At 75.0% G+C, this 21,220-nt stretch carries 22 protein-coding genes; 12 read left to right on the forward strand and 10 right to left on the reverse strand.

Going from position 1 to position 21,220, the window contains the following annotated elements; all coding sequences use genetic code 11:
• Positions 1–80 precede the first annotated feature (80 nt).
• The gene (locus HOY81_RS13990; protein WP_237320673.1) at positions 81–1,349 is read left to right on the forward strand and encodes a GNAT family N-acetyltransferase; all 1,269 of its coding nucleotides are present in this window, start codon (positions 81–83) and stop codon (positions 1,347–1,349) included.
• Positions 1,350–1,424: 75 nt separating this feature from the next.
• On the opposite strand, the gene HOY81_RS13995 is transcribed toward HOY81_RS13990, so the two are convergent.
• Entirely contained in the window at positions 1,425–1,604 is a 180-nt protein-coding gene (locus HOY81_RS13995; protein WP_237320674.1) for a hypothetical protein, read from the reverse strand.
• Positions 1,605–1,836: 232 nt separating this feature from the next.
• Here HOY81_RS13995 and HOY81_RS14000 point away from each other — a divergent pair, with 232 nt between their 5' ends.
• The 3 genes from HOY81_RS14000 to HOY81_RS14010 all read left to right on the forward strand — a co-directional run bounded on the left by HOY81_RS14000 (position 1,837) and on the right by HOY81_RS14010 (position 4,825).
• Entirely contained in the window at positions 1,837–2,739 is a 903-nt protein-coding gene (locus HOY81_RS14000; RefSeq protein WP_237320675.1) for a winged helix-turn-helix domain-containing protein, read from the forward strand.
• Positions 2,740–3,426, forward strand: coding sequence for an HAD family hydrolase (locus HOY81_RS14005; RefSeq protein ID WP_237320676.1), 687 nt, complete (start codon positions 2,740–2,742; stop codon positions 3,424–3,426).
• Between the two features lie 187 nt (positions 3,427–3,613).
• Entirely contained in the window at positions 3,614–4,825 is a 1,212-nt protein-coding gene (locus tag HOY81_RS14010; protein WP_237320677.1) for an aminoglycoside phosphotransferase family protein, read from the forward strand.
• On the opposite strand, the gene HOY81_RS14015 is transcribed toward HOY81_RS14010, so the two are convergent.
• From HOY81_RS14015 to HOY81_RS14025, 3 genes are all read right to left on the reverse strand, one after another.
• Entirely contained in the window at positions 4,725–7,043 is a 2,319-nt protein-coding gene (locus HOY81_RS14015; protein ID WP_237320678.1) for an MMPL family transporter, read from the reverse strand. The two genes, HOY81_RS14010 and HOY81_RS14015, sit on opposite strands and share 101 nt — an antisense overlap.
• A 335-nt stretch (positions 7,044–7,378) precedes the next feature.
• Entirely contained in the window at positions 7,379–8,050 is a 672-nt protein-coding gene (locus tag HOY81_RS14020; RefSeq protein ID WP_237320679.1) for a response regulator transcription factor, read from the reverse strand.
• Positions 8,047–9,297 (reverse strand): sensor histidine kinase, encoded by a 1,251-nt coding sequence (locus HOY81_RS14025; protein ID WP_237320680.1) that lies wholly within the window; start codon positions 9,295–9,297, stop codon positions 8,047–8,049. The genes HOY81_RS14020 and HOY81_RS14025 overlap by 4 nt, the downstream gene beginning before the upstream one ends.
• A 159-nt stretch (positions 9,298–9,456) precedes the next feature.
• Here HOY81_RS14025 and HOY81_RS14030 point away from each other — a divergent pair, with 159 nt between their 5' ends.
• From HOY81_RS14030 to HOY81_RS14040, 3 genes are all read left to right on the forward strand, one after another.
• Positions 9,457–9,873, forward strand: a complete 417-nt coding sequence (locus HOY81_RS14030; RefSeq protein ID WP_237320681.1) for an ankyrin repeat domain-containing protein — start codon at positions 9,457–9,459, stop codon at positions 9,871–9,873.
• A gap of 381 nt (positions 9,874–10,254) precedes the next feature.
• Entirely contained in the window at positions 10,255–11,127 is an 873-nt protein-coding gene (locus HOY81_RS14035) for a GNAT family N-acetyltransferase (protein WP_237320713.1), read from the forward strand.
• A 211-nt stretch (positions 11,128–11,338) separates the two neighbouring features.
• A complete protein-coding gene (locus HOY81_RS14040; RefSeq protein ID WP_237320682.1) occupies positions 11,339–11,722 on the forward strand; it encodes an SH3 domain-containing protein in 384 nt (127 codons plus the stop codon).
• A gap of 107 nt (positions 11,723–11,829) precedes the next feature.
• Here the strand turns inward: HOY81_RS14040 and HOY81_RS14045 are convergent, their stop codons facing one another.
• On the reverse strand, positions 11,830–12,528 hold the full coding sequence (locus HOY81_RS14045; protein ID WP_237320683.1) for an HAD-IA family hydrolase: 699 nt from the start codon (positions 12,526–12,528) through the stop codon (positions 11,830–11,832).
• Between the two features lie 234 nt (positions 12,529–12,762).
• On the opposite strand from HOY81_RS14045, the gene HOY81_RS14050 reads away from it, so the two are divergent.
• Complete coding sequence (locus HOY81_RS14050; RefSeq protein WP_237320684.1) at positions 12,763–13,188, forward strand: VOC family protein; 426 nt, start codon at positions 12,763–12,765, stop codon at positions 13,186–13,188.
• 143 nt (positions 13,189–13,331) lie between these two features.
• Here HOY81_RS14050 and HOY81_RS14055 read toward each other — a convergent pair whose 3' ends face one another.
• Positions 13,332–13,901, reverse strand: a complete 570-nt coding sequence (locus HOY81_RS14055) for a TetR/AcrR family transcriptional regulator (protein ID WP_237320685.1) — start codon at positions 13,899–13,901, stop codon at positions 13,332–13,334.
• A gap of 72 nt (positions 13,902–13,973) precedes the next feature.
• On the opposite strand from HOY81_RS14055, the gene HOY81_RS14060 reads away from it, so the two are divergent.
• Complete coding sequence (locus HOY81_RS14060) at positions 13,974–14,465, forward strand: FBP domain-containing protein (protein ID WP_237320686.1); 492 nt, start codon at positions 13,974–13,976, stop codon at positions 14,463–14,465.
• 53 nt (positions 14,466–14,518) lie between these two features.
• On the opposite strand, the gene HOY81_RS14065 is transcribed toward HOY81_RS14060, so the two are convergent.
• Positions 14,519–15,442: an RNA polymerase sigma-70 factor gene (locus HOY81_RS14065; RefSeq protein ID WP_237320714.1), complete on the reverse strand. Its 924-nt coding sequence runs from the start codon at positions 15,440–15,442 to the stop codon at positions 14,519–14,521.
• A 20-nt stretch (positions 15,443–15,462) separates the two neighbouring features.
• The gene (locus HOY81_RS14070; RefSeq protein ID WP_237320687.1) at positions 15,463–16,395 is read right to left on the reverse strand and encodes an NAD(P)-dependent oxidoreductase; all 933 of its coding nucleotides are present in this window, start codon (positions 16,393–16,395) and stop codon (positions 15,463–15,465) included.
• A 206-nt stretch (positions 16,396–16,601) separates the two neighbouring features.
• On the opposite strand from HOY81_RS14070, the gene HOY81_RS14075 reads away from it, so the two are divergent.
• The 3 genes from HOY81_RS14075 (at position 16,602) to HOY81_RS14085 (ending at position 18,301) form a co-directional block, all read left to right on the forward strand.
• A complete protein-coding gene (locus HOY81_RS14075) occupies positions 16,602–17,000 on the forward strand; it encodes a helix-turn-helix domain-containing protein (RefSeq protein WP_237320688.1) in 399 nt (132 codons plus the stop codon).
• A 34-nt stretch (positions 17,001–17,034) separates the two neighbouring features.
• Positions 17,035–17,859: a hypothetical protein gene (locus HOY81_RS14080; RefSeq protein ID WP_306423476.1), complete on the forward strand. Its 825-nt coding sequence runs from the start codon at positions 17,035–17,037 to the stop codon at positions 17,857–17,859.
• Between the two features lie 109 nt (positions 17,860–17,968).
• Positions 17,969–18,301 (forward strand): DUF2516 family protein, encoded by a 333-nt coding sequence (locus HOY81_RS14085; protein WP_237320689.1) that lies wholly within the window; start codon positions 17,969–17,971, stop codon positions 18,299–18,301.
• A 71-nt stretch (positions 18,302–18,372) separates the two neighbouring features.
• Here HOY81_RS14085 and HOY81_RS14090 read toward each other — a convergent pair whose 3' ends face one another.
• Positions 18,373–19,713 carry a PP2C family protein-serine/threonine phosphatase gene (locus HOY81_RS14090; RefSeq protein ID WP_237320690.1) on the reverse strand — a complete coding sequence of 447 codons (1,341 nt, stop codon included), beginning with the start codon at positions 19,711–19,713 and terminating at the stop codon, positions 18,373–18,375.
• 142 nt (positions 19,714–19,855) lie between these two features.
• Positions 19,856–21,211, reverse strand: a complete 1,356-nt coding sequence (locus HOY81_RS14095) for a C40 family peptidase (RefSeq protein WP_237320691.1) — start codon at positions 21,209–21,211, stop codon at positions 19,856–19,858.
• Positions 21,212–21,220 lie beyond the last annotated feature (9 nt).

Genomic DNA, 21,220 nt, shown 5'->3' on the forward strand with positions numbered 1-21,220 from the left:
GCGGGAGCCGCCGGGGCCGGGTTGGGCCGTCCCGTAAAAGGAGATGCGGCCCCTGTCAGCACCGACCTAGCGTGGGGCTCATGACGTCCGACCCGCTCGCCCCGCGCACTCTCACCCCCGACGACCTGCCCGCCTGGTTCCGCGCGGTCTCCACCGGCTTCCTCCGCGGCCCCGAGGTGTCGCCGGAGGAGGTCGAGGCGCGGACCGGCGCGATCGACCCGGACCGCACCCAGGGCGTCTTCGACGAGGGCCGGTGCGTCGCCACCTTCCGCACCACGCCGCAGCAGCTCACGGTGCCCGGTGGTGCCGCGCTGCCCTCCTGCGCGGTCACCAACGTCACGGTCTCGCCCACCCACCGGCGGCGCGGGCTGCTCTCCCGGATGACGGCGCGCGCCCTGGACGCCGCCGTGGAGCGCGGGGACGCGGTCTCCACCCTGATCGCCGCCGAGTACCCGATCTACGGCCGGTACGGCTTCGGCCCGGCCGCCTGGACCGCCGAGTACGAGGTGGACGTCCCCCGCTCCGGCCTGGACCCGCGCTACGCCGGCCCGGACCCGGCCGCCGGGCGGGTCACACTGGCCGACGCCGCCGAGGTGCGGCGGATCGGCCCGGAGCTGCACGACCGTTTCCGCGCCGGGGCGCACCGGCAGGGCGCCATCGACCGGGACGCGCGCTGGTGGCTGCGGGAGACGGGCGGGCTCCGCTTCCCGGAGGACGGCTTCCGGCTCCCGTTCTTCGTCGTGCACCGGGACGCGGCGGGCGTGCCGCAGGGGATGGCCGCCTACACGTCGGACGACGTCTGGCACGGGAAGCGCCCGCACCACACCCTGACCGTGCGCTCCCTGATCGCCGTCACGCCCGAGGCCGAGCGGGCGCTCTGGCACTACCTGCTCTCCGTCGACTGGGTCACCACCGTCCGGTCCGGGCTGCGGCCGCCGGACGACCTGCTGCCGCTGCTGCTGCCGGACCCGCGGGCGGCCCGGCCGACGGCGGTGGCGGACTTCCTCTGGCTGCGGCCGCTGGACGTGCCGCGGATGCTGGAGGCCCGTACGTATCCGGTGCCCGGCACCCTGGTGCTCGACGTACGGGACCCGGGCGGCCCGGCCGACGGCCGGTACCGGCTGGAGGCGGGCCCGGACGGGGCGACGTGCACGCGCACCGGCCGTCAGGGGGAAGCCGCCGGCCTCACACTGACGGCCGGCGATCTGGGGACGCTCTTCCTGGGTGACGAGTCGGCGCAGCGACTGGCGGAGCTGGGCCGCGTCGCGGAGGACCGTACGGGCGCCGCCGGGACGGCCGACGCCCTGTTCCGGACCGCCCGGCGCCCCTGGTGCCCGGACGTCTTCTGACCGGGACCGCGGACCGGCGCGGCGGTCACCGGGCCACCGGCCGGCACCCCGGGGAGGGCGGTCACCGCGCGGCGGTCACTGTACGAAAAGCATGGTCAGCACCGCGGCGCCGACACAGCTGCAGGTGACGTTCTTCGCGTGCCACCCGACGGTGAGGAACGCGAGGCCGAGGACCCCGAGCACCCCGAAGTGCGACTCGACGAGCTGCTCGAAGCCGACCACGAAGACGGCGAAGACGATCGCGAGGGCGGGCATGGCGTTTCCCTCCTTCCTTCCGGCGCAGGCGGACGGGCCTGCACCCCGAGCGGTGCGGGGGGCGCCCGTACGCCGTCGGACGGGCGGGAAACCAGTGCCACGTGGCGGCCAACTCCATCCCCCCTCGTGAAGTTGGCCGCCAACTCCACCGAACTTATTCCCGGTTGGCGCAAACTTGAAAACACCTGACCGACAACTCCCGCGACAAGTCGCGAAGTTGTACTGTCATGTCGTGAGCCCTGAGACGACTTCCGTGACCGGCGGCCGCACCACCCCGCCCCGGGAGCGGGTGGCCGACGCGCTGCGCCGGCGCATCCGCAGCGGAGAACTCCGCCCCGGCGCCCGCCTCCCCACCCAGCAGGACCTGGAGCACGAGTTCGGCGTGAAGCGCACGGTGGTGCGCCAGGCACTCGGCATCCTCCAGGAGGAGGGCCTGGTCACCATGGGCCGCGGCGCCCCGGCCACGGTCTCCGCCCCCGCCGTCCCGGGGCCGGGAGCGGAGGGGCCCCGTCCGGCCGGTGTGCTGCTCGTCGACCGGGTGCGGGCCGCGCTGACCGCCGAGCACGTCACCCTCGACGTGTTCTCCATGACCGCGGAGACCCTGCACTCGGCGCTCTCCGCCGCCATGCCGCAGATCACCAGCGGCTCGCTCTCCCCGTCCTCGGTCTCGGTGCGAGTGCTGCTGCCCAGCCCGGAGGCCCGGCTGGCCTTCCCCCGGGTGGTCTCCGGAGCCGGGGACCCTGCCGGGACCGACCCCGCGCTGGAGCGCGCGCACGGCAAGGTACGGCTCTACGCCACCACCCTGCGGGACCAGGTGCACGCTCTGCGGGACCTCGGGCTCGTGCCGGAGGTCTCCGTCGACATCCGGACCGTCCCCATCACGCCGGTGCACAAGCTCTACCTGCTCAACGGCCGGGAGTCGCTGATCGGCTACTACCAGCTCGTCGAGCACTCGGTGGAGTTCGGCCAGGAGGAGGTGGACATCTACGACTCGTTCGGCTTCCGGACCAAACTCTTCCGCTCCTCCAGCGGCCCGGACCGCCGCGACGACCAGGACGCGGCCTTCGTGGACGAGTCGCTGCTCTGGTTCGAGTCGCTCTGGTCAACCCTCGCCCGCCCCTTCACACTCGATTGAATGGACGACCTCCTCCGAGCCGCACAGACGGTGCTGTTCGACTTCGACGGCCCGCTGTGCCGGCTCTTCGCCGGGCATCCGGCGCCGGCCATAGCCCAGCGCATGCGGGACCTCATCACCGCGCACGGCGAGCCGGCCGCGCTCGGCCCCGAAGCGCGGCAGTCCGGCGACCCGCTGGTCGTCCTCCGCGCGCTGGAGCCGGGCGGCGAACTCGCCGTGCTGCTCGAACGGGCCCTGGCGGACGAGGAACTGGTGGCCGCCCGGACCGCGCTGCCCACCGCCTACGCCGACCGGCTGGTGCACACCCTGGCGGCCACCGGCCGCCGGGTGGCGGTCACCACGAACAACGCCCAGGAGGCGGTGGAGAGCTACCTCCACGGGCGCGGCCTCGCCCACCACTTCGCCGGCCGGGTGCACGGCCGGCTGCACGACGTCAGCCTGCTCAAGCCGCATCCGGACTGCCTGCGACGCGCCCTGACGGCGACCCGTACGCGCCCGGAGCGGGCGGTGATGATCGGCGACACGGTGGCCGACCTGGAGGCCGCGGCCGCGGCGGGCGTACCGTTCCTCGGCTTCGCCCACGGACCGGTCCGGCGCGAGGCCTTACGGGCGGCCGGTGCCCGGCATGTCGTCAGCTCACTGGAGGAGGTGCTGACGGCGGTCACCGCCGCCCCGTCCTTCCGCTGAACGACGGGGCCGGAGCACGCCGCCGGGCCGGGCCCGCCCCGCGAGGCCCCGGCGCGTGGGCTGCTCCTTCAGGTGACAAACCTGCGCGTTGTCCCTGCGGCGCCTCCGGGCCCCGGGATACCGTGCTCTTCTCCACCCGTCTTGATCACCAGCGTCCGGCTCGTCCCACCCACCCGAGATCCCGCCGATGACCGAGCAGTTCACGTATCAGGGGCATCACCGCATCTGGCATGTGCTGGCGGACCGGGACGGACGGGGGCTCACCAAGTTCAGCGAGCCGCGGGAGGACGTGCTCTGGTTCGACCGGCGCTGCTTCACGGCGGAGGAGCCGCTGCTGCGGGAGCTGGCCGCGCTGGGCGACCGCCGTGTCCCCTCGGTCCGGGTGCTCCGGGACGACGCGTCCGGGAAGCCGCTGCTGCTGCAGGACTTCATCGAGGGGCGCCCGCTCCTGGAACTCGCGCCTCCGGGCACGCCCGTCCCGGCCTGGTGCCTGGACGCCGTGCTCGACCGGTTCCGCCGGCTCGCCGCCCTCCGTCCGGACCGGATCCGCACCCCACGCTGCTGTGCGCCGGAAGAGCGCGCCGGGGACGGGCAGAGCAGCAGCTTCTTCCGTACGCTGATCGGCTTCACGCACCGCCGGTGCTATCTCGGGCGCCGCGCGGGTCACGGCGCCCTGTTCGACGCCCTCGGGGTGCCGCACGCCGCCCTCGCCCCCGGCTCCTGGCTCGACAACGAGGCGAAGGCGCTGACCCCGCGCCCCTTCTGCCTGCTCCACGGCGACCTGCACCGGGCCAACCTGATCGTCGACCCCGCCCACCGGCTGTGGACCATCGACTGGGAGCTGGCCATGATCGGCGACCCGCTCTACGACCTCGCCACCCACCTGCATCTGATGGAGTACCCGCCCGGGCAGGAACGGGAGGCGATCGAGGGCTGGCGGGCGGCGGTGGCCCCGGCGCTGCCCGGCGCGGACGCCGGGATCGCCGCCGACCTCCCCCGTTACCGCGACTACAAGCGCGCCCAGTCGGTCTTCACCGACGTGGTCCGGGAGGCGCAGAAGCTGGACACCGCCTCCCCGGGCGAGCGGACCGCACAGCTCCGCGCGACCGGGGAGACGGTCGCGCGGCTGCTGACGCGGGCCGCCGGCCCCCTGGGGATGGCCGCGGTGCCCGGCGCCGGGGAGGTGACGGCCGTCTACGCGGCGTGGGCGGCCGGCGAGCTCGGCGGAGACCCGGGCGGCCCCGCGGCCCGCGGCGAACCCGGCGAACCCGGGGCCGGCGGGCCGGGCGGGCCCGGGTTCAGCGGTGCTCCAGGCGGACCCGGGGCAGCACCCGGGCCAGCGGACCCGGCAGCCACCAGGCGCGACGCCCGAGGAGCTGCATCACCGCGGGCACGATGAGGCAGCGGATCACCACCGCGTCCAGCAGGATCGCCGCGGCCAGGCCCAGGCCGAACTGCTGGAGCATCCGCTCCGGGCTCAGCATGAAGGCCGCGAACACCACGATCATGATGGCCGCCGCCGCGGTGATGACCCGGCCGGTGTGCGCCAGGCCCTCGCGGACGGCCGCGGCGGGGTCCCGGGTGCGTTCCCATTCCTCGTGGATGCGGGAGAGCAGGAAGACCTCGTAGTCCATGGAGAGTCCGAAGACGATCGCGAAGATCATCACCGGGATGAACGCCTCGATCGGCCCCGGCGTGCCTCCGAACCAGCCGTGCTGGAAGACCAGCGTGATCACGCCGAGGGACGCGCCGATGCTGAGCAGGTTCAGCACCGCGGCCTTCAGCGGGATGAGCAGGGAGCGGAAGACCGCCATCAGCAGCAGTGCGGAGAGCCCGACCACGATGGCCACGAAGAGCGGCATCCGGTCGGCGACCGTCGCGGAGAAGTCCTGCGCGGCGGCCGTGGACCCGCCGACCAGGAACTCCGTGCCGGTGTCCCGCTCCAGCGGCGGCAGCACGTCGTCCCGGAGCCGCTCGACGAGGTCGGAGGTGGCTTCGGCCTGCGGGGCGGAGTCCGGGTAGGCGATCACGGTTGCGGCGCCGTCGTCCCGGGCCGGGAGCGGTGGCGAGGCCTCGGCAACCCCCGGGGTGTCCAGCAGGGTCGTACGGAGGCGCTCCGCGGCCTGGCCGACGGGTTCGCCGGAGCCGTCCGCGACCACCACCAGCGGTCCGTTGAAGCCGGGCCCGAAGCCCTCCGCCAGCAGGTCGTACGCCTGGCGGGCGGTGCTGGAGGGGGCGTCGTTGCCCGCGTCGGCGAAACCGAGGCGCAGGTCGGCGGCGGGGACGGCCAGGGCGCCCACGGCGGCCACCGCCACCAGCAGCGCGGCCCACGGCCGGCGCTGCACGGCGTGACCCCAGCGGCGCCAGGCGGCACCCTCCGCCCGGTCGCCGCCACGGGCCGCGCGCCGTGCCGCTTGCCGGGCGACGCCCCGGTGCAGCCGGCGTCCGAAGACGGCGAGCAGCGCGGGCAGCAGGGTCAGCGAGGCGACCATGGTGACCAGCACCGTGAGCGCCATCGCCAGCGCCACGCCCTGGAGCGAGCCGAGCCCCAGCGCGAAGAGGCCGAGCAGCGCGATGATCACCGTGCAGCCGGCGAAGAAGACGGTCCGCCCGGCGGCGTCCATGGCGATACGGGCGGCGCGTTCCCGGAGCGCGGCGGCGCCGGGCGCGTCGGGACCGGCCGGGGCACCGGAGGCGGCGGCCCCGTGTGGGGCACCGGTCCGGTCGCCCGGCACGCGCGGGTCGCCGGCGAGCAGCTCGCCGCGGTAGCGGGAGAAGACCAGCAGCGCGTAGTCGATGCCGACGCCCAGCCCGACCAGCATCATCAGCGGCGGGGTGAAGTCGGCCAGCGTCACCACGTGCGAGGCCAGCACGATCAGGCCCAGCGTGCTGCCGACCGCGAAGAGCGCCGTGACCACCGGCAGCGCGGCGGCGACCAGCGAACCGAAGAGGAAGACCAGGATCACCAGTGCGCCCAGGATCCCGGCGCCCTCGGCGCCCCCGCCGCCGCCCTCCTCGGCGGCCCGTACGGCCTCGCCGCCCACCTCGACCCGCAGGCCGTCGCCGGACGCCTGCTGCGCGGTGTCGATGATCCGGCGGGTGTCCTCGGTGGGGATCTCCTCGGCCTTGCCGTCCAGCGTGACGGTGGCGTAGCCGATGGCCCCGCCCTCCGCGACGGCGCCGCGGTCCTCGTACGGGCTGCGGACCTGCGCCACGGAGTCGAGCCCCGCGACCTCGCCGAGCATGCCGCGGACCTGCTGCCGGGTGTCCGGGTCGCGCAGGCCGTCCGGGTCCTGGAGGACGATCTGCACGCTGTCCCCGGCCTGCGCGGCGCCGTGCCGCTCCATGACCTCCAGGGCCTGCTGGGACTCGGTGCCGGGGAGCGAGAAGTCGTTGTGGTAGGCGCTGCCGGCCACGCCGGAGGCGGCCTGCACCCCGATCAGCACCGCCGCCCACAGCACGAGGGCGCGCCACTTGTGGCGGTAGGCGAAGGCGGCGATCCTCTCGAGGATCCCGGGGCCGGGGGTGCCGCCCCCGGCGGAGCCTCCGGTGGAGTCCCCGGTGGGGCCCCGGCCGGCGCCCGGCGCGGATCGGGCCCCGGTGGACGTGCTGGACATCGTGCGCTCCTCGTGGCTGGTCGGACGTCGGCGGTGCACGGAGCCGCACGGCGCCGGGCGGCGCACGGGACATACGGCGCGGGGGCGCGCACGGCGTACGGCGCGAGGGCGCGTACGGCTCCACCGCGCAACGGTCGCCGGAGGGCGCCGCCCCGCACATCGCCCCGGGGGCGACAGCGCGCCTACGCCCGGGGTCGACGCGCCGCCGGGCGCCGTACTCCCGGGGTTGCGGCGGCCCTTAGGGGCCGGGAGCGGTGGCCCGTACACGGACCGCGGGCCGAGGCGGGGGCCGGCCGACCGCCTCTCCGTGCCGCTGCGCGCGGGCGCGCGCAGCGCTACCCCAGCCAGCCGGGCGTGATCATCCCCGACTCGTAGGCCAGCACCACGAGCTGGGCGCGGTCCCGCACCCCGAGCTTCGTCATCACCCGGCTGACGTGCGTCTTCGCCGTCGCGGGGCTCAGCACCAGCCGCTGGGCGATCTCGTCGTTGGACAGGCCCGTGCCCACCAGGCGCATCACCTCACGCTCCCGCTCGGTGAGGGCGTTGAGCTGCGGGCCGGGCTCGGGCCGCCGGACCCGCCCGGCGAACTCCGCGATCAGCCGCCGGGTCACCGCGGGCGCGATCAACGCGTCGCCGCGTGCGACCACCCGGATGCCGTGCAGCAGCTCCGTCGGCTCGGTGTCCTTGACCAGGAAGCCGGAGGCGCCGGCGCGCAGCGCCCCGTACACGTAGTCGTCGACGTCGAAGGTGGTCAGGATGACCACCCGCACTCCCTCCAGCCGCCCGTCCCCGGCGATCTCGCGGGTGGCCTCCAGACCGTCCCGGTCCGGCATGCGGATGTCCATCAGCACGATGTCCGGGCGGAGTTCGCGGGCGAGCCGCACCGCCTCCGCCCCGTCGGCGGCCTCCCCGACGATCTCGATGTCCTCCTCGTCCTCGAGGATCGAGCGGAACCCGGCCCGCACCAGGGTCTGGTCGTCGGCCAGCACCACCCGGATCGTGCTCATCGTGCGTCTCCCTCCCTGGCCGGCAGCCGGGCCTCCACCCGGAAGCCCCGCACGGCGCCGGCGTCGTCCGTGATGTTGCCCCAGGCGAGCGAGCCGCCGAGGGAGCGGGCGCGCTCGGCCATGCCGTGCAGCCCGCTGCCGGGCCCGGGCGACGGTACGGGCATGCCCGCACCGTCGTCCTCGACCCGCACCCGCAGCTCCCCGTCCGCCGCCCGCGTCACGGTGACCGTGGCGGCCCGGGCCTCCGCGTGCCGCACGATGTTCGTCAGCGACTCCTGCACGATGCGGTAGGCCGCGAGGGAGACCTCGGGCGGCAGCGGCGGCTGCTCCGGCACGTCCACCCGCGTCCGCACCCGCAACCCGCCGGCGCCCGCCCGGTCGGTGAGCTCGCCCAGCCGGTGCAGGCCCAGGTCGGCGGGGGTCGTCGGCGCCGCCTCGTCCACCTGGCGCAGCACGCCCAGCGTGGCGCGCAGTTCCCGCAGCGCCTCCCGGCTGGTGTCCCGCACGGCCTCCAGGGCGGGCACCATGCCGGCGGTGCTGCCGCGCCGGGCGTGCCGGTGCAGGGCCGCGGCGGACTGCACGTTGATGAGCGAGATGTGGTGCCCGAGCACGTCGTGCAGTTCGCGGGCGATGCGCAGCCGCTCCTCGGTGGCGGCCTGCCGGGCGCGGACCTCCTGCTCCCGTTCGGCGGCGGCCCTCTCCCGTTCGGCGGCGGCCTTCTCCCGTTCGGCCGCGGCCTTCTCCCGTTCGGCGGCGAGCGCGCGCTGTTCGGTCTCCCGGAGATACGCCTGCCGGGTGCGCTGCGCGTGCCCGATGGCGACCAGCCCCACGAACCAGCCCGTCAGCAGGAACAGCGCGACGTTGCCGATGTGCCGGTCGCCGACGCCTGGGCCGTACTCGCCGTACACCACGCCCAGCATGGCCGCCGCGGCCAGCGTCACGGCCGCCGCGAGCCGGCCCTCGGCGGCCAGGGTGAAGAGCATGAACGCGAACGCGACCATGAGCACCGGCCAGTCGCGGGTCACGAAGGGGTAGTAGACGGCGGTGCAGACCAGCACCAGCACGGCGACCGGCACCGGGTGGCGCCGGCGCCACCACAGCGCACCGAGCCCGAGCAGGGTCAGTCCCCAGCCGAGCAGCGTGCGTTCCGGGGTGCTGTCGCCGCCGCGCGTCACGTCCCAGGCGACCAGCCCGGCGAGCAGCGCCGCGGCCACGCCGGCCTGGATCCGCTTCGTCCGCAGGGGCATGTCTGGAAGCGTACGTAAGGTGGGCGGCACGGGCAGTGCGCCGGCCCCCGGGGAGCCCGTGAGGGCACCGCGCGCCCGTACGGGAACCCGCGAGCCCCGTACCGGCGGCGCCCGGCCGGCGCGCGCACCGCGCAGCAGCGCACGAGGAGGAGAGACGCGATGACCGACGCCCCGCAGCCCGAGAGCAGCGAGCCCGCGCACGACCCGGAGGTGCTGGAGCTCGCCCAGAAGGTCTTCGACCTGGCCCGGCACGGGGAGACCGACACACTCGCCGCCTACGTCGACGCGGGGGTGCCGGCGAACCTCACCAATGACAAGGGCGACTCGCTCCTCATGCTCGCCGCGTACCACGGGCACCCCGGCGCCGTACGGGCGCTGCTGGAGCGCGGCGCGGACCCGGACCGCACCAACGACCGCGGCCAGTCGCCGCTGGCGGGAGCGGTGTTCAAGGGGGAGGACGAGGTGGTGGAGGCGCTGCTCGGCGCCGGCGCCGACCCGCGGGCGGGGACACCCTCGGCGGTGGAGACCGCGCAGATGTTCGGCAAGGAGGAGCTGGTGCGGCGGCTCACCGCCTGACCGGTGCGGCGGCGCACGACGCGGCGCACGGAGGCGCCGGAGCGGTCCGGGGAAAACCGTTGCGGCGGGCGCGGGGCCACGGTTAGCTTCTGCGGGTCGCGCCGTGCCGCGCACGCGGTGGCGGCGGGGCCGTACGGACGGAGGGGGTGTGGAGCGGATGCGTACGCTCGCAGCGGGGCTCGTTCCCGGACGCACATCAGCACGCCTCGGCCCTACGGAGCTCCCTTGTCCCCCGCGCACACTCTTCCCGAGCCCACACCGGACGGCCCCGCCCCGGAGGGCGTCCGGGCGCTGAGACCTTCGCACCCGGAACCCGGACCGGAGGCGCGGACCACCGCGTCCGCGGGCCCGGAGGCCCTCACGGACGCGGCGCCGGTCGCTCTGGTGCCGCTCACCGATCCGGCCCCGTCGGCCACCGCCCGCCGGTCGGTCTGGCTGGCCACCGACCCGTCCCGGAACCCCGTCGGCACGGCCTCTCTCCGGCTCTTCTCCGACCCCGGGCGGTCCCGGCTCGCCGAGCTCGACCTGCGCGTCCACCCCGCCGAACGGCGCCGCGGCGTCGGCTCCCGGCTGCTCGGCGCGGCGGTGGCCGCCGCCCGTGCCGACGGCCGGTGCGGCCTGCTCGCAGAGGCCCCGGACGGGTCGGACGCCGCGGCCTTCCTGGCCGCACGCGGCTTCCGCCGGGCGCTCGGCCTGACGTACGCGCGGCTGCCGCTGGCCGAGGCCGACACCGCGGCGCTGACCCGGCTCGCCGCCCAGCCGTGCCCGGGCTACCGGCTGGCGTACTGGGACGGCACGGTGCCGGCCCCGCTCGCCGCCTCCTTCGCCGCCTCCCGGCGCGCCATGGACGACATGCCCATGGGTGGGACGGGGCTGAACCCGCCCGCCTGGGACGTGGAGCGGGTGCGTGCGGCCGCCGAGGCCGTCGCCCGGCGCGGCGACCTGCTCTCGACCGTGGTCGCCCTGGACGCCACGGACGGTACGGTCGCGGGCTTCAGCGAACTCGTCGTCCCCGGTGACGGGCGGGGCGACGGCCTGCACCACGGCACCGCGGTGCTGCCCGGGCACCGGGGCCGCGGGCTGGCGCGCTGGATGAAGGCCGCGGTGATCCTGCGGGCCCGGGAGCGGCACCCCCGTCTGGAGGGGCTGTGCACCGACACCGCCGACGAGAACGCCCCCATGCGCCGCGTCAACGACGCCCTGGGCTACCGCCCGACGCACCGCGCCGCCCATTACCGGCTGGACCTGCGTTGACCGGCGCTTCCCCGGGCGGGCCCCGCTGAACCTCACTCCTTCCGGGAATGTCACGCACCGGATTCTGGTGCCTACGATCTGCTACGCAGCGTGAAGGGCGGTGTCGACCGCGACGGGGGCTCACGCCGTGTCCCCGCGTCGCGCCGGCACCTCCCGGATGCCGCTCCGGCCGACCACCGGAGCGATGCGGTACGACACAAGGAGTCGGAACATGCGCAAGGTACGCAAGGCGGCGCTGGCCGCCGTCGCGGCGGGGGCTCTGGCGCTGGGCACGGGGGCGAGCTCCGCACACTCGTCGGCGGGGACGCCGGCGAGCGACGCGGCACCGGCCGGCGTCGCCAACACCCAGGTCCACGCCTGGACCTACGCCAAGGTCCGGGAGCAGCCGAACACGCACAGCAGAGCCATCAGCCACGTCGACAACGGCTACACCTACGCGGCCATCTGCTGGACCTACGGCCAGAAGATCACGTACAAGGGCTACACCAGCAGCAAGTGGGTGCTGCTGGACCGCACCTGGCCGAAGCCGAACGGCTATGTGACGGCGATCGCCCTGAGCGGGGACAGCACCGGCGGGGTGCCCAACCGCTGCTGACGCCCGCGGAGCTCCACCTCGCGCGGCCCGGCCCCGGAGCCGGGCCGCGGCCGGGCCCGTACCGGTCCTGCGCCCGGGCCCGTACGGGTCCGCCGCCCGGGCCGCTGTCACCCGGCCGCCGCAGCGGCGAGCACCTCCCGCAGGTCCCCGACGCCGCGGAAGTGCAGGCCCTGCATTCCCAGTGCGACGGCGGCCGCCACGTTCTCGGGCTTGTCGTCGACGAAGAGGCAGCGCTCCGGCGACACCCCGGCCTGTGCGGCGGCGATCTCGTAGATGCGGCGGCCGGGCTTGGCGACGCCCACACGGGCGCTGTTGACGACGCCGGGCAGGAAGTCCGCCATGCCGAGGGAGAGGAGGTCCTCGTCGAGATCCGATGCCGCGTTGGTCACCAGGAGCACGGGCATGCGGTCGCGCGCCGCGCGCAGGAGCCCCAGCACCTCGGCGTCGGCCCGGAACGGCGCAGCGGCCAGCGCCATGCCCAGCGCCCGGGCACGTACCGCGGGGACCTGCCCGGTGAGTCCGGCCGCGATGGCGTCCACCCACTCCTCCCGGCCGATCCGCCCCAGCATCAGCGCTTCGCCCCGCTCGGGCGCGAAGGCCACCGCGGCGGTGGCGCCCGCGGGGAGGCCGGCGGCGCGTTCCAGCCTGGCCAGTTCGCCGGTGTCGTAGAAGCGGATCACGTTGTCCAGGTCGCACAGCACGGCCTCGAACGCGGCGCTCCCGGGGCTGCCGGTGCCACCGGCGCTCGCGGCGCCCTCGGCTCTCCCGGTGCTCGCCGCGCCTTCCGCACTCCCGGTGCTCTCCATGACGTCTCCTCGCCTCCGTGGCCTCGCGGCCCCACCCGTACGCGCCCTCTCCCCCGACCGCTCACGGGCGCGCAACGGCGCCCTACCCGGCTCCGACCGCGCCACACGCCCACGCCCCCGGAGCGCCGGAGTGATGCCCGGGGTGCGCCGCCGGCCCGGTGCCCTTCCCGTCGTGCCCCAGTGTCTTCTGTGTGTCTCCGGGCGTCCGGCCCTCGCAGGGGGCAGAGTGGCCGCATGGACGCAGACGACCGGACCCCCCTGGCCCGCGGGCGCGTGGCCACCCGGCTCCCCGCCCAGGACCTGGAGCGGGCACGGCGCTTCTACGCGGAGCGGCTCGGCCTGGAACCCGTCGACGAGCGGCCCGGCGGTCTGCTGTACCGCTGTGGCGGCGTGGAGTTCGCGCTGTTCCGGTCGGCGGGGGCGTCGCCCGGCACGTTCACCCAGATGGGGTGGGAGGTCGACGACCTCGACGCGGTGGTGGCGGACCTCCGGCGGCGGGGCGTGGAGTTCGAGGAGGTCGATCTGCCGGGACTCCGGACCAGCGACGGGATCGCCGAGGTCGAGGGGAACTATCCGAGCAAGGGGGCGCGGGGCGAGCGCGGCTTCTGGTTCCGGGACAGCGAGGGGAACATGCTGGGCGTCGGGCAGCCGGTGTACTGAGCGGCCGGCGGGCCGAGCCGGCCCTTCCGGTCCCCGTACGGCCGGTGGGGCTCGCGGCGGGTCCGGGGGCGCTCGGGGAGCACACCCGGCCTGCGGCACGGGGTTCCCGGGCCACGGCACGAGAGCCCAGGGCACGCGACGGCTCAGGGCGTGGGCCAGTTCCGCAACAGGGAGTCGAGGGCGTCCAGCACCCGGGACCAGGACTCCTCGGGGTCGGGGGCGCTGTGGGCGAACCCACCGCCCAACTCCAGGCTGACGTAGCCGTGGAAGACGCTGCCCAGCAGCCGGACGGCGTGGGTCTGCTCCCGCTCCGGCAGGTCGTAGCCGCGCAGGATGGCCCGGGTGAGCTGGGCGTGCCGGGGGCCGGCACTGGCGGCCGCCGTCTCCGGGTCGAGGCGCGTCCGGGCGGCGGCGTAGCGGCCGGGGTGCTCCCGGGCGTAGTCGCGGTAGACGTGCGCGAAGGCGGTCAGGGCGTCCCGGCCGGCGCGCCCGGCCACGGCGTCGGCGGCCCGGTCGGCGAGTTCCTCCAGGGCGAGCAGGGCGATCCGGGTCCGGAGGTCCTGAGAGTTCTTGACGTGCGAGTAGAGGCTCGCGACCTTGACGCCGAACCGTCTGGCCAGCGCCGAGACGGTGACCTGATCAAAGCCTGCCTCGTCGGCCAGCTCGGCGCCCGCCTGCGTCAGGCGTTCCGTCGTCAGTCCCACCCGTGCCATGTGCTGCCTCTCCTCCGGGGAAGCCATTATTGCATTTGCCTAATACCTTTAGGCAAATTAGCCTGCGGAGTCATGAGGCCGCTGACCGAACAAGAGATCCGCACCGCGTTCGTGAACTGCTCCCGGGGCGCGGCGAAGCGCCTCTCCGTCCCGCGCGACCTGGCCGAACGCCCCTGGGACGACCTGGACTACCTCGGCTGGCGCGACCCGCAGAACCCGGCCCGCGCCTGTCTCGTCACCGAGCTGGACGGCCGCATCCAGGGCCTGGTCCTGCGCTGCTCCGCGGGCGCGCCGGCGCAGGCCCGGCGCAGCATCTGCTCGGTCTGCGTGACCGCGCCCCTCGCCGGCGTCTCCCTGATGGTGGCGCCGAAGGCCGGGAAGGCCGGCCGGCAGGGCGACTCGGTGGGCGCCTACCTCTGCAGCGACCTGGCCTGCTCCCTCTATGTGCGGGACAAGCGGGATCCGGGACCCGGCGCCCGGCTGCACGAGTCGCTCACCCTCGAGGAGAAGATCCAGCGGACCGTGACCAACCTCGCCGCGTTCCTCGCCAAGGTGACCGCCTGACCCCGTTCCGCCGGCCCTCCTCCCTCCACTCCCCCGGACCACCGCTCCGGCCGTCACTCCGCGGGCCGGCGCACCCGCTTCACCTCGCGGGCGACCGCCCAGGCGTCCGCCACCGGCCCCAGATGACCGAGCTTGTCGGGGTTGAGCACGGAGCGGATCGCCTGGATCCGCCCGCCGAGCACCTCCAGGTCCCAGGTGGCGAGCACCCTCCCCTCCCGGTCGCGGAGGATCGCGCCCGGCTGACCGTTCACGTCGTGCGGCTCGACCGTCACGTCGACCCGGGTCAGCCAGGGGACGTTCGAGGCGAGCACCCGGGCCACCCGGTCGGCACCGACGACGCCGTGCGCGAACTGCGGTGCCTTGCCGCCGCCGTCCCCGACCAGGCGCACGTCGGCGGCGAGCAGCTCCCGCAGACCGTCGACGTCCCCCTCCCGGAGCGCGTCGAAGAAGCGTGCCGCCAGCCTCTCCCGCTCCCGGCGGTCCGCCTCGAACCGCGGGCGGCCCGCGTTCATGTGGCGCCGCGCCCGCGCCGCGAGCTGGCGGCACGCCGCCTGGGACCTCCCCACCGCCGACGCCACCTCGGGGAAACCGAACCCGAACACCTCCCGCAGCACGAAGACCGCCCGCTCCAGCGGACTGAGCCGCTCGAGCAGCAGCAGCGCCGCCGTCGACACCGAGTCGGCCAGCTCCACCGACCGCGCCGGGTCCTCGTACGGGTCGGTGAGCAGCGGCTCGGGGAACCACTGCCCGACGTAGGTCTCCCGCCGGTGGCGGGCCGAGCGCAGCACGTCGACGGAGATCCGGGTCACCGCCGCGGAGAGGAAGGCCTTGACGGACACCGGCGTCGTCGGGGAGGCCTGATAGCGCAGCCAGGTCTCCTGGACCGCGTCCTCGGCCTCGCTCACGCTGCCGAGGATGCGGTAGGCGATGGCGAACAGCAGCGGCCGCAGTTCCTCGAACTCCTCGGCCCGGGTCATGCCCCTCGTGGTGCCTCCGGTCATACCTCGTCCTTGAAGCCCTCGCGCCAGGTGGGGTACTGCAGCTCCCAGCCGAGTTCCCGCTTGGCCTTGGCATTGGCGTACGGGCGCCCCTCCGTCATGAGCGCCACCCCCATCTCGCCCGCCGCCAGCCGGGCCAGCCACTTGGGGATCCGCAGTGGCCGCTTGGCCCCCACGCAGGCGGCCAGATGGGGGAGCCATTCGCTGACCCGGGCCGGTTCGTCGTCGACGATGTTGAACACGCCTGTCACCTGCTGCTCCACGGCCAGCACGGTGGCCCGTGCGGCGTCGTCGAGGTGGATCCACGAGAAGTAGCCGGTACCGCCCCCGATGATCGGCATCCGCCGCTTGCGGACGAGTTCGATCTGGTCCTCGATGCCACCGCCGGGACCGTAGAACCCGCCGTAGCGCAGTGCCGCACCGCCCGCCTTGACCACCACGTCCTCCAGGCGGAGGAGCGGCTCCGCCATCACGCGGAACGACGCCGGCAGCTCCTCGGGAGCCAGCGGCTCCTCCTCGGTCACCGGGCCGCGCTCGGGGTGGGCGGGCCAGATGGCGAGGCTCTGCGCGACGACGTGGGACACACCGGCCGCCTCGGCGGCGGCCAGCAGGTGGTCCGTCCCCTCGGTACGCAGCCGGATGGTGGCCGCGCCGAACCGCTCGGGGCGCCGGAAGTCGGGCTTGCCGGCGTGCGCGAAGGAGAGCGCCGTCATCTGGTGCACCAGCGCGTCCGGCCGCGCGGCCGCCACCGCCTCGCCGACCGACGCCGCGTCCAGCCCGTCCATCACGACCGCCTCCGCGCCCAGCTGCCGCAGCATGTCCAGCTTCGCCGCACTGGTCGTCGTCGCCGTCACCTGGTGGCCCCGGGCCACGAGCTGCGGCACCAGCCGCCGCCCCATGGCCCCGCTCCCGCCTGCCACGAATACCCGCATGGTTCTCACTCTCCTGCCTCGGAGCCTCTCTCTCCACCCGAGACGAGACAGCCCGGCCCGCTGTGACACGAGAGGCCGGACAGGGGAGGAGGGAAGGACGGCCGGGTGCACCGGGTGCGCCCGGCTCCGGGCGATTCACCCGGGTGGCCGACACACTTGCAAGCGTGTTGCTTGCAATAGTTAGCACAGCGAGGCAGGGTGGAGGCATGGCTTCCCTGAAGGTGGGCGAACTCGGCGAGTTCCTGCGCGAGCAGCGGCGCAACGCGCAGCTCTCGCTGCGGCAGCTCGCCGACGCCGCAGGGGTGTCCAATCCGTATCTGAGCCAGATCGAGCGCGGCCTGCGCAAGCCGAGCGCGGAGATCCTGCAGCAGCTCGCGAAGGCGCTGCGGATCTCGGCGGAGACGCTGTACGTGCAGGCCGGGATCCTCGACGAGCGCGAGGCCGACCGGGACGGGCCCTCCGTGGCCGCCGCGATCCTCGCCGACGCCTCGATCACCGAGCAGCAGAAGCAGGCGCTGCTCCAGATCTACGCCTCCTTCCGCAAGGAGAACGGACACCCCGTCGAGCCGCCCGCGGAGGCGGAGGCCGGCCGGAGGCCCGAGTGACAGCCCCGCGAGAGTTCCGGGAGGAATCTCCGTCATGCCCCTGACGAACGACATCCGCAAGACCCTCACCGACCCCACCCCGCTCTACTTCGCCGCCGGCGTCATCGACAAGATCCGCGAGGAGGCGCCCGGCCGCTTCGCCGCGGTGCGGGAGGCCGATCCGAAGACGATGCAGACCCGGGTCACCGACCGCGCCCGGGAGACCCAGGCCAGGATGAACGAGGCGCTGGGCAACCTGGACGCCGACATCAAGAAGCTGCGCGAGCAGGCCCAGTCGCTGGCACTGCAGAGCGTGGGCATCGCCGCGGAGTACGCCGTGAAGGCCCGGGAGACCTACGACGAGCTCGCCGAGCGCGGCCGCGGAGCCGTGCAGAACTGGCGCAGTGAGGAGGAGGCCCCGCAGGTCACCATCGAGCGGGAGCCCGTGCGGGTGGCCGAGCCGCCGGAGCAGGGCGCCGGCAAGGGCGGTGCCCGCAACGGGACCCGGGCCGGCACGAAGACCTCGGGCACCCGGAGCGAGAGCGCCCGGTCCGGCACCGCCAAGGCCGGGGGCGGCAAGCCCGGCGGCGCTCCCAAGGGCGGCACGGCGCGGTCCGGCGCCGCCAAGGCGGCCGCGAAGTCCACCGGCACGAAGCCGGCCACCGCCAAGTCGGCCACGGCCAAGTCCACCTCCGCGAAGTCGGCGAAGGCCGCGGAGACGAAGTCCTCGGCGTCCACGGCGTCCTCGGCGTCCACGGCGTCCTCGGCGTCCACTGCGTCCTCGGCCGGCTCCACCGGCGGCTCCGGCACGTCGCAGAAGTCCGGCGGCAGCGGCTCCGGCAGCGCGAGCCGGTCCGCTCCGCAGAAGCCGGAGTCCTGATCCTGCCGGGCCGGGCACGGAAGGCGTGCCCGGCCCGTTGTAGGGGTACGGTGGCCGCGACGGGCCGGTACCGCCGGCGGCGTACTCAGCGATCCAGGATGTGAGCTCCATGTTGATGCAGGGCTTCGGGACACTGCTCTGGCTGATCAGCCTCGTGGTGCTCGGCATGGCCGTGTTCGCACTCATCGACGCCGCGCTGCGCCGCGAGGACGCCTATCGCGCCACGGGCAAGCAGACCAAGCCCTTCTGGCTGATCATCCTGGGGGTCACCGTCGCGGTGAACATCTTCCTGGGCATGATCATCCTGCAGATCATCGGCCTCATCGCGACCATCGTCTACATCGTGGACGTCCGCCCGGCGCTCAAGGGCGTCATGGGCGGCGGGCCGCGCCGGGGCGGCAGCAGCAGCGACGGTCCGTACGGGCCGTACAACGGGCGCTGACCCGGAACGCGCCCCCCGGCGCCCGCGGCCCGGCGGCTCGTCCCCGGGCCGGCCGGCCACGGCAGCGCCGCTCAGCCGCGGTCCAGCAGCAGCACCGCCACGTCGTCGGTCAGATCGCCGCCGTTGAGCCGGTGCACCTCGGCCATCGCCGCGTCCAGCAGCGGCTCGCCCCGCACCCCGGTGGCCAGCAGCCCGGCCACGATGTCGACCATGCCCTCCTGGCCCAGCCGGCGGCCGCCCTCCCCGACGTACCCCTCGATCAGTCCGTCGGTGTACATCAGCAGCGACCAGGCGCCGCCGAGCTCCACCTGGCGGCGCGGCCAGCGGGCGCTCGGCAGCAGGCCGAGCGCCGGCCCGCTCTCGTCGTACGGCAGCAGCCGCGGCTTCCCGCCCCGGCCTCCCGCGATCAGCGGTGAGGGGTGCCCGGCGAGGCACACCCCGGCCCGCCGCCCGTCGGGGGCGATGTCGACGGTGCACAGTGTGGCGAAGACCTCCTCGCTGGGCCGCTCGTGCTCCAGCACCTTCTGCAGGGTGCCGAGCAGTTCGTCGCCGCAGAGCCCGGCGAAGGTCAGGGCGCGCCAGGCGATGCGGAGTTCCACGCCGAGCGCGGCCTCGTCCGGACCGTGCCCGCAGACGTCGCCGATCATGGCGTGCACGGTGCCGTCGGCGGTGCGCACGGTGTCGTAGAAGTCGCCGCCGAGCAGTGCCCGGGAGCGACCGGGGCGGTAGCGGGCGGCGAACCGCAGGGCGCTGCCCTCCAGCAGCGGGGTGGGCAGTAGTCCGCGTTCCAGGCGGGAGTTCTCCTGGGCACGCAGCCGCGACTCGGTGAGCTGGCGCTGGGCGAGGTCGGCGCGCTTGCGCTCGACGGCGTAGCGGATGGCGCGGCCGAGCAGCCGGCCGTCCAGCTCGTCCCGGAAGAGGTAGTCCTGGGCGCCCACGCGCACCGCGGCGGCCGCCCGTTCCGCGTCGGCGCCGTCGGTGAGGACGACCACGGCGTGCCGGGGCGCCAGCCGCAGGACGCGGCGCAGCATGTCCAGTTCGTCCCGGTCGGGGGTGTCGCCCGCGGCAGCGCCCTTCGTCACGTCCGCGAGGTGCGCGGCGTCCCGGGGGCCGCCGCGCTCGGTCTCGCCGTCGCCCGGCTGCCCGGAGAGCGCGAGGTCGAGCAGGATGCAGTGCACGTCGTCGGTGAGCAGCCGTTCGGCCTCGGTGAGGTTCCGTGCGGTGCGGGTACGGATGGGCTTGCCGTCGGCGTCCTGCAGCGACGGCACGCTGAGTGCGCCCGTGGGGTCGTCCTCGATCAGCAGCAGGTTGAGTGCCGCGCCGCCCACCCCTTCCGCCCTGGAAGCGCTCTGGGACGGTATCGCCGTGAGCGGCGACGCCGTCGTGTCGTCCCGCTGCACGGGTACCGGCATGACTTCGTTCCTCTTCCCTCCCCCCGAGGGCGCGGCGCCCACGTCCGCCGGACGCCGGAGGCGACCATAGCGCCCCTGTGCGCCGGTACGGAATGCCTGGCCAACAACATGCCCGTGTCATATGACGCACGTCATGCCTGCGTCATGCGTCGGGCCGCACCACCCCCAGGATCGGCAGCGAGCCCGCGCCCTCGACGGTGATCTGCCGCCCGGTGCGCGGCGCGTGCACCATGGCACCGTCACCCACGTACATGCCGACGTGGCTGGCGTCCTCCTTGTAGATGATCAGGTCGCCGGGCCGCATCTCCTCGACCGGCACCCGCGGCAGCCGGCGCCACTGTTCCTGCGAGGTACGCGGTATGGTCACGCCCGCGGCCTCCCAGGCACGCAGCGTCAGGCCGGAGCAGTCGAAGGTCTCCGGGCCCTCGGCGCCCCACTCGTAGTCCTTGCCGATCTGTGCGGTGGCGTAGGCCAGGGCCTTCCGGCCCGGGGCACTGGCCTTGCCGTCGATCTCCTCCAGGATGCCGGTGCGGAGCCAGCGGAGCTGCCGCGCGTAGGCCGCCTGCCGCTCCAGCTCGCGCAGCCGCGCCCGCTCCTCGGCCTCCAGCTTCGATTCCAGCTTCTCGGCCTTCTCGAGCTGCGCCTCGACACGCTTCTTCGCCGCCGCCTTCTGCCGCAGGTCCTTCTCCAGGGCCTTGCCGCGCTGCTCGGCGTCCGCGGCGTAGGACGTCAGCCGCTCGCGGGTGCTGGTGAGCCGGGTCAGCACGCCCCGGGCCGCCTGCTGTCCCTTCCGCACCAGGCCCGCGTCCCGGAGAAAGGCGTCCGGGTCGTCGGAGAGCATCAGCCGGGCGGCCTCCGGCAACGCGCCGGAACGGTACTGGGCGCGGGCCATCGCGCCGGCCTGCTGCCGGAGCTTCTTCAGCCGGGCCTCGTTGGCGTCGATCTTCCGGGCGAGTGCGTCGATCTTCCGCCGCTGCTTCTTCGCCCGTTCCTCGGCGGCGTTGTACGCGTCCGTCGCGGAGCCGGCACGGTCGTGCAGGGTCTTGATCCGCTTGCGGATCTCCTCCAGACCGGGCTCCTCCCCGGCCGCGGGGCCCGCCGCGCCGGGCTCCCCGTCCGGCTCCCCGTCCCCGGAGGGGGCCGCCGCGTCGCCGCCCGGCCCGGCGGCGGTGTCCGCTCCGGCGTCACCGGGCGCCTCCGCGTCGGGCCGCCCTGCGACGGACGGTATCTCCTGCGGCGCCGGCCGCGGGGTGGAGGTCCGCTCGCCGCCCGGCCCGGCGCGCCGCGCCCGGTCCTCACCGGTGCCGCCGTCGCCGTCACCGGCCTCGCGCTCCTCCGGCGGCTGGGCCGGCACCCCTGGCGACGGTGCCGGACGCGGCTCCTCCGCATACGCCCCGGCCACGGCGGGGCCGGCCAGCACCCCGAGTACACAGGCCACCGCGAGCACCGTGCGGCGTCCGAGCACCGCCGCCCTCGCGCGCTTCCCCTGCCCCTGCACCGGCCCCCC

This window comes from Streptomyces sp. JJ36 (assembly GCF_021696945.1).
Lineage (GTDB): Bacteria > Actinomycetota > Actinomycetes > Streptomycetales > Streptomycetaceae > Streptomyces.